This window comes from Streptomyces sp. NPDC031132 (assembly GCF_055570595.1).
Genome location: NZ_JBVIGX010000039.1, coordinates 22,887 through 38,847 on the forward strand (window position 1 = coordinate 22,887; position 15,961 = coordinate 38,847).

Annotated in this window: 15 protein-coding genes; 13 read left to right on the forward strand and 2 right to left on the reverse strand. The window is 74.1% G+C overall.

The genetic code is table 11. The features are described from left to right. Nucleotides 1–20 precede the first annotated feature (20 nt). From ACZ49B_RS33775 to ACZ49B_RS33800, 6 genes are all read left to right on the forward strand, one after another. Nucleotides 21–887, forward strand: coding sequence for an AfsR/SARP family transcriptional regulator (locus ACZ49B_RS33775; protein ID WP_468313597.1), 867 nt, complete (start codon nucleotides 21–23; stop codon nucleotides 885–887). An 88-nt stretch (nucleotides 888–975) separates the two neighbouring features. Next, nucleotides 976–1,692, forward strand: coding sequence for a ScbR family autoregulator-binding transcription factor (locus ACZ49B_RS33780; RefSeq protein WP_468313599.1), 717 nt, complete (start codon nucleotides 976–978; stop codon nucleotides 1,690–1,692). Nucleotides 1,693–1,725: 33 nt separating this feature from the next. Continuing rightward, entirely contained in the window at nucleotides 1,726–2,601 is an 876-nt protein-coding gene (locus tag ACZ49B_RS33785; protein WP_468313602.1) for a phosphopantetheine-binding protein, read from the forward strand. 38 nt (nucleotides 2,602–2,639) lie between these two features. Beyond that, nucleotides 2,640–4,544 carry a beta-ketoacyl [acyl carrier protein] synthase domain-containing protein gene (locus tag ACZ49B_RS33790; RefSeq protein ID WP_468313605.1) on the forward strand — a complete coding sequence of 635 codons (1,905 nt, stop codon included), beginning with the start codon at nucleotides 2,640–2,642 and terminating at the stop codon, nucleotides 4,542–4,544. Next, entirely contained in the window at nucleotides 4,541–5,362 is an 822-nt protein-coding gene (locus ACZ49B_RS33795; protein ID WP_468313608.1) for a 4'-phosphopantetheinyl transferase family protein, read from the forward strand. The genes ACZ49B_RS33790 and ACZ49B_RS33795 overlap by 4 nt, the downstream gene beginning before the upstream one ends. A gap of 198 nt (nucleotides 5,363–5,560) precedes the next feature. Further along, the gene (locus ACZ49B_RS33800) at nucleotides 5,561–6,466 is read left to right on the forward strand and encodes an MBL fold metallo-hydrolase (RefSeq protein ID WP_468313611.1); all 906 of its coding nucleotides are present in this window, start codon (nucleotides 5,561–5,563) and stop codon (nucleotides 6,464–6,466) included. A 73-nt stretch (nucleotides 6,467–6,539) separates the two neighbouring features. Here ACZ49B_RS33800 and ACZ49B_RS33805 read toward each other — a convergent pair whose 3' ends face one another. Further along, nucleotides 6,540–7,592 carry an AfsR/SARP family transcriptional regulator gene (locus ACZ49B_RS33805; protein WP_468313614.1) on the reverse strand — a complete coding sequence of 351 codons (1,053 nt, stop codon included), beginning with the start codon at nucleotides 7,590–7,592 and terminating at the stop codon, nucleotides 6,540–6,542. A 245-nt stretch (nucleotides 7,593–7,837) separates the two neighbouring features. Here ACZ49B_RS33805 and ACZ49B_RS33810 point away from each other — a divergent pair, with 245 nt between their 5' ends. The 6 genes from ACZ49B_RS33810 to ACZ49B_RS33835 all read left to right on the forward strand — a co-directional run bounded on the left by ACZ49B_RS33810 (nucleotide 7,838) and on the right by ACZ49B_RS33835 (nucleotide 13,670). After that, nucleotides 7,838–8,659: an AfsR/SARP family transcriptional regulator gene (locus ACZ49B_RS33810; RefSeq protein WP_053789484.1), complete on the forward strand. Its 822-nt coding sequence runs from the start codon at nucleotides 7,838–7,840 to the stop codon at nucleotides 8,657–8,659. Between the two features lie 156 nt (nucleotides 8,660–8,815). Next, complete coding sequence (locus ACZ49B_RS33815) at nucleotides 8,816–9,586, forward strand: thioesterase II family protein (protein ID WP_468313617.1); 771 nt, start codon at nucleotides 8,816–8,818, stop codon at nucleotides 9,584–9,586. Further along, on the forward strand, nucleotides 9,583–10,848 hold the full coding sequence (locus ACZ49B_RS33820; RefSeq protein ID WP_468313620.1) for a beta-ketoacyl-[acyl-carrier-protein] synthase family protein: 1,266 nt from the start codon (nucleotides 9,583–9,585) through the stop codon (nucleotides 10,846–10,848). Before ACZ49B_RS33815 ends, ACZ49B_RS33820 begins: the two co-directional genes overlap by 4 nt. Beyond that, complete coding sequence (locus tag ACZ49B_RS33825; protein WP_468313623.1) at nucleotides 10,845–12,119, forward strand: ketosynthase chain-length factor; 1,275 nt, start codon at nucleotides 10,845–10,847, stop codon at nucleotides 12,117–12,119. The genes ACZ49B_RS33820 and ACZ49B_RS33825 overlap by 4 nt, the downstream gene beginning before the upstream one ends. A 47-nt stretch (nucleotides 12,120–12,166) precedes the next feature. Then, the gene (locus ACZ49B_RS33830; RefSeq protein WP_468313625.1) at nucleotides 12,167–12,430 is read left to right on the forward strand and encodes an acyl carrier protein; all 264 of its coding nucleotides are present in this window, start codon (nucleotides 12,167–12,169) and stop codon (nucleotides 12,428–12,430) included. Nucleotides 12,431–12,434: 4 nt separating this feature from the next. Beyond that, nucleotides 12,435–13,670, forward strand: coding sequence for an FAD-dependent monooxygenase (locus tag ACZ49B_RS33835; RefSeq protein WP_468313628.1), 1,236 nt, complete (start codon nucleotides 12,435–12,437; stop codon nucleotides 13,668–13,670). A 34-nt stretch (nucleotides 13,671–13,704) separates the two neighbouring features. On the opposite strand, the gene ACZ49B_RS33840 is transcribed toward ACZ49B_RS33835, so the two are convergent. Continuing rightward, the gene (locus ACZ49B_RS33840) at nucleotides 13,705–14,166 is read right to left on the reverse strand and encodes a nuclear transport factor 2 family protein (RefSeq protein WP_468313631.1); all 462 of its coding nucleotides are present in this window, start codon (nucleotides 14,164–14,166) and stop codon (nucleotides 13,705–13,707) included. A gap of 181 nt (nucleotides 14,167–14,347) precedes the next feature. On the opposite strand from ACZ49B_RS33840, the gene ACZ49B_RS33845 reads away from it, so the two are divergent. Further along, nucleotides 14,348–15,943 (forward strand): class I adenylate-forming enzyme family protein, encoded by a 1,596-nt coding sequence (locus tag ACZ49B_RS33845; protein ID WP_468313634.1) that lies wholly within the window; start codon nucleotides 14,348–14,350, stop codon nucleotides 15,941–15,943. The last annotated feature ends 18 nt before the right edge of the window (nucleotides 15,944–15,961 follow it).

Here is a 15,961-nt window from a genome sequence, read left to right on the forward strand (position 1 = left end):
CACGGACAGGGGAGTACGGCGTGGACATCGAAGTACTGGGCACACTGGCGGTTCGGGAGCATGGAGTCTCCGTTACGCCCACGGCCCCCAAACCGCGACAGGTGCTGGCACTGTTGGCACTTCATGCCGACCAGGTCGTCCCGGTCTCGGCTCTGATCGAGGAACTGTGGGCGGGAACACCGCCGCGCAGTGCCCGCACCACGCTGCAGACCTACGTACTGCAGCTGCGGGCCCTCATCGCGAACGCACTGGAGCACGGTGCGGCCGCCGGCGAAGGCGGCGAAGGTGCCGAGGGCACCGCGGGCGACGCGGAGCGGCGCACCGCCAAGGACGTGCTCGTCACGCTGCCCGGCGGCTACCTGCTCAACAGCGGCGGCGGCACCAGCGACGTCCGCGAGTTCGACCGGCTCGCCGGCATCGGCTACCGGGCCATGGACGCGGGCGACTTCCCGGGCGCAGCCCGGCAACTGCGCGAGGCGCTCGCCCTGTGGTCGGGGCCGGCCTTCGCCGACGTGCACGGCGGGATCCAGCTGGACATGGAGGCCCGGCGGCTCGAGGAGACCCGGCTCTGCGCGCTCGACCAGCGCATCGAGGCGGATCTGCGGCTCGGCCGGCACCGCGAGCTGCTCGCCGAACTGACCGTGCTGGCCAGCCGGTACCGCACCCACGAGAACCTGCACGGCCAGTTCATGCTGGCCCTGCACCGCTCCGGCCGCCGAGGCGAGGCCCTCGACGTCTACCAGCGGCTGCGCGCCACCCTGGTGCGCGAACTCGGGCTCGAGCCCTCGGCCGCCCTGCGCCGGCTGCAGCGCTCGATCCTGATGGCCAGCCCCGAGAGTCCGGTGGCCACGGACACGAACAGCGAGCGACTCGTACGCGTGGGCTGAGATGGCCGTACGCGATACGAGGAACGCGGCCGCGATCGGCTCGCCGGGCCGGACGCGCGCCCGGACCACGGGCCGAGGAGGCAGCGCGATGCAGGACAGGTCGGAGCGGACCCGCAGGAAGCTCGTGCATGCGGGAGCCGAGATGTTCCACCGCAACGGCTATGCGAACGCGACGCTGGGAGAGATCGCCGCGTTCGCCGGAGTGACCAAGGGGGCGCTGTACTTCCACTTCGCCTCCAAAGACGAACTGGCGGAGGCGGTCCAGCTGCGCGGCTGCGAGCTGCTGCACGCGTCGGTGCGCGAACTGCGCGCTTCCGGCCTCTCTCCGCTCCAGACGCTGATCAACACGACGCACTGGCTCGCGCTCAACCTGCGCGAGGAGCCTGCGATCCCGGCCAGCTTCCGCATCACCAAGGAGTGCGCGGGACTCCCCGTGCTCGCCACCGACTTCCACCGGATCTGGCTCGCGGAGGTCTGCGGACTGCTGCGCGAGGCCCGCGACGCGGGTGAACTCCGCGCCGAGGGCCCCTGGGAGAGCATCGAGTCGCTGGTCGCCGCGGCGAGCTGCGGGATCGAGTCGCTGGCCGCCACCGGGATGCCGTACGCCGAGCTCCAGCGCCGGGTGGCCGGGGTGTGGTCGCTGCTGCTGCCCTGCCTGGTGCCCGAGGGCGCGGAGAAGGGCTTCCGCGTCGGGATGCCGGGTACCGATCCCGCACCCCGCCCCGTGGGCGACGCCCCGGGCGAAGCGCTGGGCGCCGCCACGGCCCGCCGGACCCGGCCGGTGCTCTCGGGCAGCACCGCGTGACCGTCTGCCACCGACGACTTGGAGGAGCCTGCGATGACGAATGAACATGCTGCGGACGTACTGACGGACCTCATCGGGGTGCTCGGCGACGTGCTGCGGGTCAAGCCGGAGAAGATCGACCCCGAGCAGACCTTCCAGTCCATGGGGCTCGACTCCCTGCTGGTCGTCGAGTTCGTGGCCGTCGTCAACGCCCGGTACGGGCTGCGGGTGCTGGCGACCGACCTGTACGACTTCCCGACGCCGGCGTCCTTCGCGCGTGAGGTCGCGCGGGCGGCGAGCAGCGCGGCCGCGGCCCCCGTCTCCGCCCCCTTCGCCCACGCCGTCGCCGCAGCGGCGCCGGTCGCCGCTGCCGCCACCGTGCCCGCCGCTGCCGCTGCCGCTGCCGTCCCGGTGCCGGCCACGGGCCTCGAGCGGCAGGTGCCGGCGGCCGCCGCGGCGACCCGGATCGCGGAGGCGCTGCGGGAGCAGCTCGCGGGGATCCTGTGCTGCGACCCCTGGGACATCGACACCACCGCCGCTTTCAACGTGCTCGGTGTGGACTCCATCGTGGGCGCGGAGTTCATCGCGGGCGTCAACCGCACCTTCGGTCTCCAGGAGCGGTCGGTGCTGCTCTACGAGCACCCCAACCTCGCCGCCATGGCCGCATACATCGCGGCGCGCACCGGGGCGGCCGCGCAGGACCTCGCCCCTGCTCCGGCGGCCCTCGGGAGCTCCGCTCGCCAGGCGCCGGAACCGGCGTTCCGCCCGGCCGCCGCCGGGCCGGTGTCCGCCGCTCCCGCACCCACGCCCGCCGCAGCCCCTGCCGTACGGCCTCTGCCGGGCGGCGATCTCGACGTCCTGCTGGACGCGATCCGCGACGACCGGCTCACCGTGGACGAGGCCCTCGTGCTGCTCGCCCGCCGCGGCTGAAGCCGTTTCAAATTTGATGTGAGAAGGAGCGCGTCCAGATGGACGAGAAGGAAGTCCTGACCCGGTTCAAGAACGGCCATCTGGACCGGGCCCAGGTGGCCGCTCTGCTGACCGGCGCCGGTGGTGGCGCCGGCGCCACCACCGGTTCGGGGCCCGTGGTCTTCACACTGCCGGACGCCTGGCCGGAGCAGGACGCCGAGGAGCCGTCCCCGGGCGCGGCGCACCCGGCTCCCGCCCGCAGCACGGATTCCGCGCCCGCCGCCGGGCCGATCGCGGTGGTCGGGATGGCCGGCCGCTACCCGGGCGCCCCCGACCTCGCCTCCTTCTGGCGCCGCGCGCGCGGCGGGCACGACAGCGCCTCCGAGCCGCCTTCCGGCCGGCCCGGCGACGAGCGGGGCCACTACCTGGAGCGCGTACAGGACTTCGACCCGGAGTTCTTCGGGATCGACGCGCACGAGGCCGCCCTGATCGACCCCCAGGAGCGGCTGTTCCTGGAGACCGCCTGGGAGGCCCTCGAGGACGCCGGCTGCACCGGCGGCCGCCTCGACGCCCTGACCGCGCGCGACGGTACGCCGCGCAGCGTCGGGGTGTTCACCGGCGCCGGCAGCGGTGACTACGTACTGCTCGCGGCCCGGACGTGGACGCCCGAGCGGCCCCGGCCGATGCCCGCGGGCGGCCAGTGGAGCCTGCCCAACCGGCTTTCCGCCCTGCTCGGCCTCACCGGCCCCAGCCAGTCGGTCGACACCGCCGAGTCCTCCGTGCTCGTCGCCCTCCATCTCGCCGTCGCCGCCCTGCACCGCGGCGAATGCGCCGCCGCGCTCGTCGGCGGGGTCCGACTGCTGCTGCACCCGTCCAGTCGGCGCCCCGGCGCGGGCGAAGGCGTCGGGGCGCTGCTGCTCAAGCCGCTGGCACGCGCCCTGGCCGATGGGGACAGCGTCCACTGCGTGGTCCGCGGCAGCGCGGTCGGCCACACCGCACCCGACCCGTCCGCAGCCGGACCCGGCCGCAGGTCCCGGGCCGCCGACGCCCGTACGGGGGCCGCCGCGCGCGCCGCCGCGGTCCTGCGCGCGTCCTGCGCCGATCGCGGTACGCGGGCCGAGGCCCCGGCGGACGACCCCGCGCAGCGGGTGCTGCGCGAGGCCCTGCGCGCGGCCGGGGTGGACGCGTCGGCCGTCGCCGTCCGCGAGAACGCCGGGTCCGTACGGGCCCTCGTCGGCGACGCGGGCCCCGCGACCGGGGCCGCCGCCCTGACCCGGGGCGTGCTCCAGCTGCGCCACCGGATCCTGGCACCCGGCCCCGGCCGCGCCGAGGCGGAGCCCTGGGGCAGCGGGGAGAACGGGGACGGCGCGCCCCGCCGGATCTGCGTCGGTGTACGCGGCGCGGGCGGCGCGGACGCCCAGGTCGTGCTCGAGGAGTACGTGCCGGCCCCCGCCGCCGGATCCGCCCCGGACCGGGCTCCCGCGGCCGACGAGCTGTTCGTGCTGTCCGCCCCCACGCCCGCCCACCTGGCCGCCACCGCACGGCGGTTCGCCGAACTGCTCGGCGGAGGGGGCCCGGTGCCCCCGCTCGGGGTGCTCGCCCGCGCCCTGCGCACCGGCCGGGCCGCCATGGACTGCCGGTTCGCGGCCGTCGTCGCCGACACCGGCGAACTGGTGCGGGTCCTGGAGCGGTTCGTACGGGAGGGCGCTCCCTGCGCCGATCTGCGGGACGGCGGCGCCGACCCGCTGGGGCTGGGCGGCGTACCGGAGACGGACGGGTACCTCGCCGCGCTCTGGCAGGCCGGGCACCTGCACCAGCTCCGGGGCCTGTGGCTGTCCGGGCTCGACGTCGACTGGACCGCGCTCGAACCGGCCCACGGGGCAGCCACCGTGGCCGTACCGCTGCCCGCATCCGCATTCCTGCGCGTACCGCTGTGGCTGGGCGGCGAGGAGGCTTCGGCATGACCGCGCTGTCTTTCGACCCGGCGGGGCAGGGGGAGAACGAGCCGGCCCCCGTCAACCTGTGGTTCTGCCCCAACGAGGACCTCGCGCCCGGGATCGCCGCCACCCTGGCCTCGTACTGGCTCGACGAGAACGAGCAGCAGGTGGCCGGCCGCTTCCTGTTCGAACGCGACCGCCGCCAGTACCTCGTCGCCCACGCCCTGGTGCGCCGGGTGCTGGCCCTCGAGACCGGCATCCCCGAGGCCGAGGCGATCATCTGGCGCTCCTCGCGCGGGCGGCCGTTCCTCCAGACGCCCGCCGGGGGCCTGCCGCGCGGCGCCGACACGCTGGACTTCAACCTGTCGCACGCCAACGCGTACAACCTGCTCGGCGTCTCCCGGGGCCTGCGCATCGGAGTCGACGTCGAGCGGCTCGACCGCGGCGAGCGCGGTCTGGACAGCATCATCGCGACGTTCTCCCGCGAGGAGCAGGAGTGGATCGCCCGCGCCGCCCCCGGGCGGCCGCGCGACCGGCGCGTCCTGCGCCTGTGGACGCTGAAGGAGGCGTACTCCAAGGCCCGCGGGCTGGGACTCGGCCTGCCCTTCGACTCCTTCGTGTTCACCCTGGCCGAGGACCGGGGCGTCCTGTCCTTCCGCCCGCCCGCCGACGACTCGGCGGCGCGCTGGCGGTTCCTCGAGGTCGAACCGGTGCCCGACGTGCTGGCGGCGGTCGCGGTCGAGGTCGACGACAAGCGGCCGCCGGCCGTCCATCTGCACCACGGATTCCCGTGGGGGCGCGCCGCGCCGCGCCGCCTGGTCCTGCCGGAGCCCGCCGGGGTCTGACGGCCCGCGACCCCGCGCCATGGCAAATCCGTGACCGGAAAGGATTTCCTTGGAAATCCGCTCGACATTCGTTCGAGGCGCGGGGAGAAAAGCGAACCGGAGTCCGGAATCCAACGGGAAATCAAGGGAAAATCGAGCGGAGCGGCGGCCCGGAGACCGAGAATTCCTCTTCCGGATCTTCGTAGAAAGAGGTGGCCCGTGGACGCCAAGAGCGCCGTCATCGAGGTGGCCGAAGGCGTCCACGCGTACGTCCAGCCCGAGGGCGGCTGGTGCCTGAACAACGCCGGCATCCTCACCGACGGCGGCCACAGCGCGCTCGTCGACACCGCCGCCACCGAGAGCCGGGCCCGGCAGCTGCGCCGGGCCGCGCTGCGCCTGGCACCGCGGCCGCCGCGCGCCGTGGTCAACACGCACTTCCACGGCGACCACACCTACGGCAACTTCGTCTTCCCCGAAGCCCTGACCATCGGCCACGAGCGGACCCGGGCCATGGTGCAGGCGGCAGGGCTGCACATGGCCGGACTGTGGCCGGACGTCTGCTGGGGCGACATCGAGGTCACCCCGCCCGAACTGACCTTCCGGGACCGTACGACGCTCCACGTGGGCGACATCCGGGCCGAGCTCGTGCACATCGGGCCTGCGGCCCACACCACCGACGACACGATCGTCTGGCTGCCCGAGCAGGGCGTGCTGTTCACCGGCGACCTCGTGATGAACGGGGTCACGCCGTTCTGCGTCATGGGGTCCGTGGCCGGCTCCCTGCGCGCGCTGGACCGGCTGCGCGCACTGGGCGCCACCACCGTCGTCCCCGGCCACGGCCCGGTCGGCGGCCCCGAGCTCCTCGACGCCAACGAGGCCTACCTGCGCTGGATCCAGCGCCTGGCCAAGGAGGGCGCCGCCGCCGGCGCGAGCCCGCTCGAGCTGGCCCGCGCCACCGACCTCGGCCCCTGGGCCGACCTGCTGGACGCCGAGCGCCTGCTGCCCAACCTCCACCGCGGATACGCCGAGGAACAGGGCCTGCCCGAGGGATCGCCGCTGGACGTCGGCGCCCTGTTCCAGGAGATGACCGCCTATCACGGCCGCCCCTCGGAGTGCCTCGCCTGAGCCGAGCCGACGCACGGAACCCCCTGCCGCAGACAGCCGGCAGGGGGTTTTCGCGTACGGGCGCCCGCGCGGGTCAGACGAGCTGCCCGCCCGGCACGGGAACGGCGGCCAGCAGGTTGAAACGCCGGATCAGTGCCTCCTGCTCCCGGCTCAGCGACTCGATCCGGTCGCCGAGACGGGCGATCTCGCGGCCGAGTTCGAGGAGGGCCGCATCATGGTCCGGCGAGGCGGCCGGTGCGGCCGGGCTGAGCGGGGCGAGCGCGGGGAGCGGGACAGCCGGGGCGCGCGGGACCACCGGCGCGGGCCGCGGGACCGCGAGGGACGGCGCATGGTGCAGGATCGCCTCCATGCGCTCGCGCAGGGCCGGGCCTGGCTCGACGCCGAGCTCGTCCACCAGCCGCCGGCGGGCCCGCTCGTAGACGCCCAGCGCCTCCGTCTGGCGGCCGCACCGGTACAGGGCCAGCATGTGGAGGTCGTAGAGCCGCTCGCGCATGGGGTGGCTGGCCGTCAGCCGCTCCAGCTCCCGGGTGATCTCGGCGTGCCGTCCGCTGCGCAGGTTCGCGTCGTACAGCGTCTCCAGCGTGGTCAGCCGAAGCTCCTCCAGCCGGTCCGCCTCCACCGTGCAGATGAGTCCCTGCGTACTGCCCTCGAGGGCCGGGCCGCGCCACAGGGCGAGGGCCCCGCGCAGCAGTTCGGCCGCGTGCACGGGGTCGGAGGCGAGGGCCGCGCGGCCCTCGGCGGACAGGCGGTGGAAGCGCTGGGCGTCGGCGGTGGCCCGGCCCGGGTGCAGCAGGTACCCCATGGAGCGGGTCGCGATCCACTCGTGGCCGCCCGCGTCCGGAGCCCCGCCCTGCAACAGCCGGCGCAGCCGGGCCACGTGGGCCTGCAGCGCGTTGGCCGCGCTCACGGGCGGCCGGTCGCCCCACAGTTCGTGGATGAGCCGGTCGGCGGACAGCACATGGCCCGCCCGGACCACCAGGGCGCCGAGCAGCGCCCGCTGCTTGGAGCCGGAGGGCACGATGCACGCCCCCGTACGCCGGTCGAACACCTCGACCGGGCCCAGGATGCGGAAGTCCACCCCTGCGTCGCCGGGAACGTCCCGGGCGCCGTGCGCGCCGAAATCCATGGTGCCTCCTCCCGGCGATCTCGCGGGATCTGCGGAAAGACACGAAGACCGGCGGCCGTAAGCAAATGCGCCGGTTTTAATCCCCTGAGCGGAATCTACCACCGTGTTTTCAACCTGCAACCGTCATGGACGGAGAGCGGCTCGACACCTGCTCGAGAATTCGGGGGCACGGCACTGGATCCCGCTAGCGTGCCGGAGTCGAGGGCTGAAAATCGATGAGAACTCGACAAAATACGGAGGAGACCGTGCAGATTCAGGTTCTGGGTCCGTTGAGTGCCGAGGTCAACGGGGGCTCGATTGTTCCGACGGCCGGTAAGCCGCGCCAGATCCTGGCGCTGCTCGCGCTCTATCCGGGGCGGGTGATGCCCGTACAGACCCTCATGGAGGAGATCTGGGGCACCGAGCTCCCACAGAGCGCGCTCACCACCCTGCAGACGTACATCCTGCAGCTGCGCAGGAGGCTGGGCACCGCCATGGGTCCGGGGGTCCCGGGCAGTGCCAAGGACGTGCTCGCGACGCGGCACGGCGGCTACTTGCTGCAGATTCCGCCGGACGCGGTCGACGTCCACGCGTACGAGACGCTCGTGGCCGGTGGGCAGAACGCGTACGAGGAGGGGGACGACGAGCGCGCGGCCGACATGCTGCGCAGGGCGCTCGGACTGTGGAACGGCCCGGCGCTGGTCGACGTACGGGTGGGGCCGATCCTCGAGATCGAGGTCATGCGCCTCGAGGAGAGCCGGCTCGTGACCGTCGAGCGGCGCATCGACGCGGACCTGCGCCTGGGCCGCCACGTCGAGGTCATCGCCGAGCTGACCGAGCTGATCGCCCGGCATCCGCAGCACGAGGGCCTGCACTCGCAGGCCATGGTCGCGCTGTACCGCTCCGGCCGCCAGGCCACGGCCCTGGACGTCTACCGCAGGCTGCGCAACCGCCTGATAGACGAACTGGGCGTGGAGCCGTCCCCGCAGCTGCAGCGCCTGCACCAGGCGATGCTGACGGTGGATCCTGCGCTGGACGTGGTGGCGGGCCCGCGCCGCGGATCGACGTTCGACCTGTACGCGGCCTAGCCGATCGCGTCCCGGGGGAGCCGAGGCGGGCGACCGCCCGCCGGCTCCCCGCCGGACCGCACCGCCTCCTCGACCCCTGCACACCGATTCGAGCCGGTCTCCAGCGCGGTCGGTGAGGGTCGAGGTCTACGTGGGTTCGGTTCCTGGGAGGTGGCTATGGGCGACGGGCAGGCCGTACGGCTGCACTGCTTCGCACATGCGGGGGCCGGAGTGTCCTCGTTCTACCGGTGGGACAAGCTCGCCGGGAGCGGCGTGAAGACCACGTCCTGGCTGCTGCCGGGACGCGACGAGCGGCGCCGCGAGATCCGGCTGACCGGCCGCGAAGAGCTCCTGGCCGACCTCAAGCCGCTGTTCGAGCAGATCGCCGACGAGCCCGGCACCCCCTACATCCTCTACGGGCACAGCCTCGGCGCGACGGTCGCCCTCACGGTCGCCCACGTCGCGCTGGAACAAGGACTGCCGATGCCCGCACTGCTGGCCGTCGGGGCCAGCCCGCCGCCCGACACCGCGGCCGTCTTCGCGGACTCCGCGGAGCTGCCCGAGGCGGAACTGCTGCGCGTCCTGGACCGGTTCGACGCACTGCCGCCCGGCGTGCGGCCCGGAGACATCTGGTTCCGGTCGGTCTTCCCCGTGCTCCGCGCCGATCTCAAGCTCGCCCGCAACCTGCGGGCCGCCGCCACCGGGCCGGCCACCCCCGGACCCGTGCCCGTACCGCTGCTCGCGGTCACCGGCCACGAGGACCCCCTCGTCGGCGCCGAGGCCGCCGAGGGCTGGAGCCGCTGGACCACCGGACGGTTCGTCCGGCGGGCCGTGCCGGGCGACCACTTCTTCGTCCGGGGCGGCGAACTGCCCCGGATGCTCGGCCGGGCCGCCCGCATCGTGCAGCGCGGCCACCGCGACCAGACAGGACAGGGGGAAGGGCGATGAGACGAGTCGTCATCACGGGCATCGGGGTCGTGGCACCGGGCCGCCCGGGCACCAAGGAATTCTGGTCGCTGCTGACCGACGGCCGTACGGCCACCCGCGCCATCACCCTCTTCGACGCCTCCGGCTTCCGCTCCCGGATCGCCGCCGAGGCCGACTTCGACCCGCAGGAGTCCGGGCTCACCGCCGAGCAGTCCGCCCGCCTGGACCGCGCCGCCCAGTTCGCCGTCGTCAGCGCCCGCGAGGCCGTCGCGGACAGCGGTCTGGCCGGCTCGTACGACGCCACGCGCACCGGGGTCACCCTCGGCAGCGCGCTGGGCTGCACCACCAGCCTCGACGCCGAGTACGGGGTCGTCAGCGAACAGGGCAGCCGTACGCTCGTCGACCACACCAAGGCCGTGCCCCACCTGTACGACCACTTCGTGCCCAGCTCGATGGCCGCCGAGGTGGCCCGTACCGTCGGCGCCCAGGGGCCCGTGGCGCTGGTGTCCACCGGCTGCACCTCCGGTCTGGACGCGATCGGGCACGCCGTCGACCTGGTCCGCGAGGGCAGCGCCGACGTGATGGTCACCGGCGCGGCCGAGGCGCCCATCACGCCGATCACCGCCGCCTGCTTCGACGCCATCCGCGCCACCTCCACGCGCAACGACGAGCCGGAGACCGCCTCCCGGCCCTTCGACCGCACCCGCAACGGGTTCGTCCTGGGGGAGGGCTCGGCCGTCCTCGTCATCGAGGAGTACGAGCACGCCCGCAGCCGCGGCGCGCACGTCTACGCCGAGATCTCCGGCTTCGCCTCCCGCAGCAACGCGTACCACATGACCGGACTGCGGCCCGACGGAGCCGAGATGGCCACCGCCATCACCGCCGCGCTCGACGAGGCGCAGCTGCTGCCCGAGCACATCGACTACATCAACGCGCACGGCTCCGGCACCAAGCAGAACGACAAGCACGAGACCGAGGCCTTCAAGCTCAGCCTGGGGCAGCGGGCGTACGAGGTCCCCGTCAGCTCCATCAAGTCGATGATCGGGCACTCGCTCGGCGCGATCGGGGCCCTCGAAGTGGCCGCCTGCGCCCTCGCCATCGAGCACGACACCGTCCCGCCGACGGCGAACCTGCACGAGCCCGACCCGGCCTGCGACCTCGACTACACCCCGCTGACCGCCCGCAGCCAGCGCACCGACGCGGTCCTGACCGTCGGCAGCGGCTTCGGCGGGTTCCAGAGCGCGATGATCCTGACCAGCCCGAACCTGAAGGCGGACCGATGAACACCGCTGTCGCCGCCCCCGCCCAGGCAGCGGCTTCCGCCGCCGCGGGCTCCCGCACCGCGGCCCCCGTCGTCACCGGCATCGGCGTCGCCGCCCCCAACGGGCTGGGCACCGAGGCCTGGTGGTCCGCCGTCCTGCGCGGCGAATCGGGCATCCGCCCGGTCAGCCGCTTCGACGCGAGCGGCTATCCGGCGAAGCTGGCCGGGGAGGTGCCCGGATTCGTCGACGCCGACCACGTCTCCAGCCGGCTGCTGCCGCAGACCGACCGCGTCACCCGGCTCTCGCTCGCCGCGGCCAAGGAGGCGCTCGACGACGCCGGGGCCGACCCCGCGCAGCTGCCCGACTACGCCGCGGGCGTGGTCACCGCCAACTCCTTCGGCGGCTTCGACTTCGGCCAGCAGGAGCTCCAGGCGCTGTGGAGCAAGGGCGGCCAGCACGTCTCGGCGTACCAGTCCTTCGCCTGGTTCTACGCCGTCAACAGCGGCCAGATCTCCATCCGGCACGGCCTGCGCGGAGCCTCCGGAGTGATCGTCTCCGAGCAGGCCGGCGGCCTCGACGCCATGGCCCACGCCCGCCGCCAGATTCGCAAGGGCGCCGAGCTCGTCGTCACCGGCGGCCTCGACTCCGCGCTGTGCTCCTGGGGCTGGGCCGCCTACCTGGCCGGCGGAGGGCTCACCGACCGGGAGGACCCGGCCCGCGCCTACCTGCCGTTCTCCGAGGACGCGAGCGGCCACGTCGCGGGCGAGGGCGGCGCTCTGCTCGTCCTCGAGGGCGCCGAGGAGGCCCGCCGTCGCGGCGCCCGCGTCTACGGGAGCATCGCCGGGCACGCCGCCACCTTCGACGCCGACGGGACCTCCCGGCTCGGCGCGGCCGCGGAGCTCGCCCTCGCCGATGCGGGCGTGCACCCCGACGAGGTCGACGTCGTCTTCGCCGACGCGGCGGGCGAGCGCAGCGCCGACCGCGCCGAAGCAGCGGCGATCACCGCACTGTTCGGGCCGCGCGGGGTGCCCGTCACCGCGCCCAAGTCGATGACCGGGCGGCTCGCCGCCGGCGGCGCGGCTCTCGACGTGGCCGCCGCCCTGCTCGCCCTGCGCGACCAGGTGATCCCGCCGACCACCGGGACCGAGCTGCCGGCCGACGACTGCCCGCTGAACCTGGTCACCGGAGCGGCCAGCCCCGCACTGGGGCTGCCGCTGCGGACCGCGCTCGTACTGGCCCGCGGCCACGGCGGCTTCAACTCCGCGGTCGTCGTCCGCGCCGCGGACGCCTGACCGGCACCCACCCCACCACTCATCACCCACCAGAACAGAGGGAGACCATGGAACGGCTGCAACTCGACGACCTGAAGCGCATCCTGCGCGAGTGCGCGGGCGAGGACGAGGGCGTCGACCTCGACGGCGACGTCCTGGACCTGAGCTGGTTCGAGCTGGGCTACGACTCGCTCGCCGTCCTGCAGACCACCGGATACATCGAGCGCGAGTACGACGTCCTGCTCGACGAGGAGGGCCTCGACGACGCGGACACCCCGCGCCGCTACCTCGCCATGGTCAACGAGATGCTGGCAGCCCGGGCCGCGGTCTGAACCGGTGGGTGAAGAGCTCGACACCGACGTCTGCGTCATCGGCGCCGGCCCCGCCGGGCTCGCGCTGACGCTCATGCTGCTGCGCTCCGGCATCCGCGTGACACTCGTCGAGCGTTCCACCGGGTTCCGCCGCGACTTCCACGGCGAGCTCCTGCAGCCCGGCGGCCAGCGCGTCCTGGACGAGCTCGGCACCCTCGCCGGAGCCGCGGCCCGCGGGGCGGCGAGCCTGCGCGGTGTCCAGATCCTGGAGCGCGAGCAGGTGCTGCTCGACGTCGACTACGGGCGCCTGCCCGCCCCGTACGACCACCTGCTCGCCCTCCCGCAAGCGCACCTGCTGCAGGAACTCCTGGCCGCTTGCCGCAGGCTGCCCGGCTTCACCGCCCTCGAGGGGCACCGGATCGCCGCGCTCCTGGAGAAGCGTCCGGGCAGCCCGTGCGAGGGAGCCGTCGTGCACGGTCCGGACCGGGCGCCGGTCATCGTGCGGGCCGCCGTGGTCGTCGGCGCCGACGGCCGGTTCTCCAAGACCCGTGCCCTCGCGGGCATCGACGCGGGGCGCACGTCCTTCGCCCACGACGTGGTGCGGTTCTCGCTGCACGCACCGCGCCGGGCCACCGGGCGCGTACGGGTGCACCGCGGGCCGGACAGCGCCGTCCTGGTCCACGACACCCACCCCGACCGGATCAGCGTGGTCTGGGCCCTGCCGCAGGGCGGGGCCCGCGCCGGCGGTCGCGGGATCGGGGACCTCCGGCGGGAGCTGGCCGGGATCCTGCCGCAGTTCGCCGGCCTGCTGCACGCCCAGCTCGGCTCCATGGCCGACCTGACCGTGCTCGACGTGTCCGCCTCGCACGCCCGCGAGTGGGTGCGCGACGGGCTCGTCCTCCTCGGCGACAGCGCGCACACGCACGGGCCGATCGGCGCCCAGGGCATCGACCTGGCCCTGCAGGACGCCGCCGCGCTGCACCCCGTACTCGTCGGCGCGCTGCACGCGGGGGAGCCCACCGTGCAGCGGCTCGCGGCCTACCAGGAGCGACGGGCCCCGGCGGCCTGCGCCGTGCACCGGATGCAGGTCGTTCAGACCCGGGCGATCTTCGGCGGGGGGCCGCCGGCCGCCGCGCTGCTGCGGGCCCGCGCGGCGGGGATCGTCACCCGCACCCCGTTCGGCGCGAGGATCACCCGGCGGTTCGCGCACGGGCGCGACCCGGCCCGGGTCCGCACCGACCTGTTCACCGTCCTGCGCTGACCCGCCGGCCAGACGGGACTTTTGACGACACCCCCTAGAGGTCGTCGCGGGTGACGAGGCGGTGGGAGACCTGCCAGCTGCCGGACGAGTGGACCAGCACGTCCTCCATCACGCACACCCGGTGCACCTTCGACTCGCCGCCGCGCGGCGTCAGGTACACCAGGGCGTAGCTGCGGGTGTGCAGCGAGCCGTCCGGCTGCGGCTGCACGTCGAGCATGCCGAGCCAGTGCCGGAACTGCTCACCGCTGGTCGCATGGAGTTCCGCGTTGCGCCGGACGTTCGAGGCGAGGGCCGCGCGGCCGACCACCGGCGCCGGCAGCGTCGGCACGTCGAAGACGGCGTCCTCCGTGAACGTCCGCGCCCACGGCTCGGCCTCGAAGGAGTCGAAGAGCTGCATCTGGCGGGAGTAGAACTGCTGGACCTCCGCGTACAGCAGGCCGAACTCCCGCCCCTGGGGCGGGCGGGGGGACGCCTCGGTGGCGATCGTCGCGGTCATCGCGGGACTCCGTTCTTCGGTTCCCGACAGCTTCTACGGGGCAGATCGAGCATTCTTCGAAGACTCCTCAAGCGTTCCTGCCCAGGCTGGGCCAACAGGGTCTAGGGCCTGTCCGCCGGACAGGCCCTGTGGGTGCCGCCGCAGCCGCGGCCGCCCCTTCGGGAGCCAGGAGGACAGCACCATGCCGAGATTCGTTTACCCGGAACTCCCGCTGGACGGCCTGCTGCGCCGGGCGGCGGTCCGCGACCCCGCAGGCCGGGCGATCCGCACCGCGACCCGGACCGGCACGCAGACCACGCTGACCTTCGCCGAACTGGACAGCCAGGCCGACCGCTTCGCCTCCTACCTGGAGCACACGTGCGGCCGCCGCGGTGCGCGGATCGGCGTCGCCAACGTCCTCGACCCCGTCTTCGCCGCCGCCTACTACGGGACGGTGCGCAGCGGGAACACCGTCGTGCTGGTCAACCCGTTGATCAAGGAGACGGGCCTGGTCCACGTCCTGCGGACGGCCGCCGTGGAAGTGGCGTTCGTGCCGGTCGCCACCGCCGAGCTGCTGATCAAGCTGGGCGACCAGCTGCCGGACCTGCGCTCCGTCGTCGTGACGGACGCGCCCGACGGGATCGTCCCCGGCGACGCCCTGCCGCTGGCCGCGGCCCTGGACTCGGCACCGGAGCGGACGGCCCTGCCCGGGGCCGTCGACCTCGACGGCGACGCCTGCATCCAGTTCACGACCGGCACCACGGGCCGCCCCAAGGGGGTCCGGCTCACCCACCGCAACCTGGTGGCGAACGCGGCCCAGACCGCCGCCGCGCACGACCTCGGCAGCGACTCGGTCACCCTCAACCACCTGCCGCTCTACCACACCATGCACCTCAACTCGGGGATCTACGCGGGCGCCTGCCAGGTCCTGTGCACCGACCCCGACCCGGTCGCCTCCCTCGCCGTCGCGGCGCAGGCGGAGGCCACCCACTACTACGGGCTGCCCGCCCGCCTGCACGTACTGGCCCAGGACGGGCGGCTCACCGACGACTTCCCGGCCGGGCGCCGCCTGACCGCCGTGCTCTCCGGCGGCACCGCCCTGTCCCCCACCGCCGCCCGCGCCCTGCGCGAGAGCCTGGGCGTGCCCGTCATCCAGGGCTACGGGCTGGCCGAACTCTCCCCGCTCTCCCACTGCCAGGACCCGCACCACCCCAAGAGCGGCTCCGTGGGCCCCGCCGTACCGGGCACCGAATGCCGCATCGTCCACGTGGCCGAGCGGACCCCGCTCGACGTCTACGCCACCGGCGAGGTCCAGGTCCGCGGGCCCCAGCTGATGGCCGGCTACCTCGACGACGGCGCGCCCTCACCGGTCGACGAGAACGGCTGGTTCTCCACCGGGGACGTCGGCTACCTCAGCGAGGACGGCGAACTGTTCCTGGTGGACCGCCTCGGCGACGTCTTCAAGTACGACAACGAACTCGTCTCGCCCACCGCCGTCGAACGGGTCGTCGGCGCCGACCCGCGCGTCGCCGAGTGCATCGCGGCGGGCTGGCCCGACCCGGTGCACGGCGCGGTCGTCTGGACCGGCATCGTGCTGCGCGACCCGACCGCCCCCGGCCTCCTCGACGTCCTCGACTCCGTCGTGGAGCGCGCCAACGGGAGCCTGAACTGGTTCGAGCAGATCCGCCGCGTCGAAGTGATCGACGCCGTGCCGCGCAACCACGTCGGCAAGCCCGAGCGGCGCGCCCTGCGCCACACCCTGCGCAGCCGGGCCGAGGCGGAGACGGCGGCGGAGTGAGACCGCCCCGCCCCCACG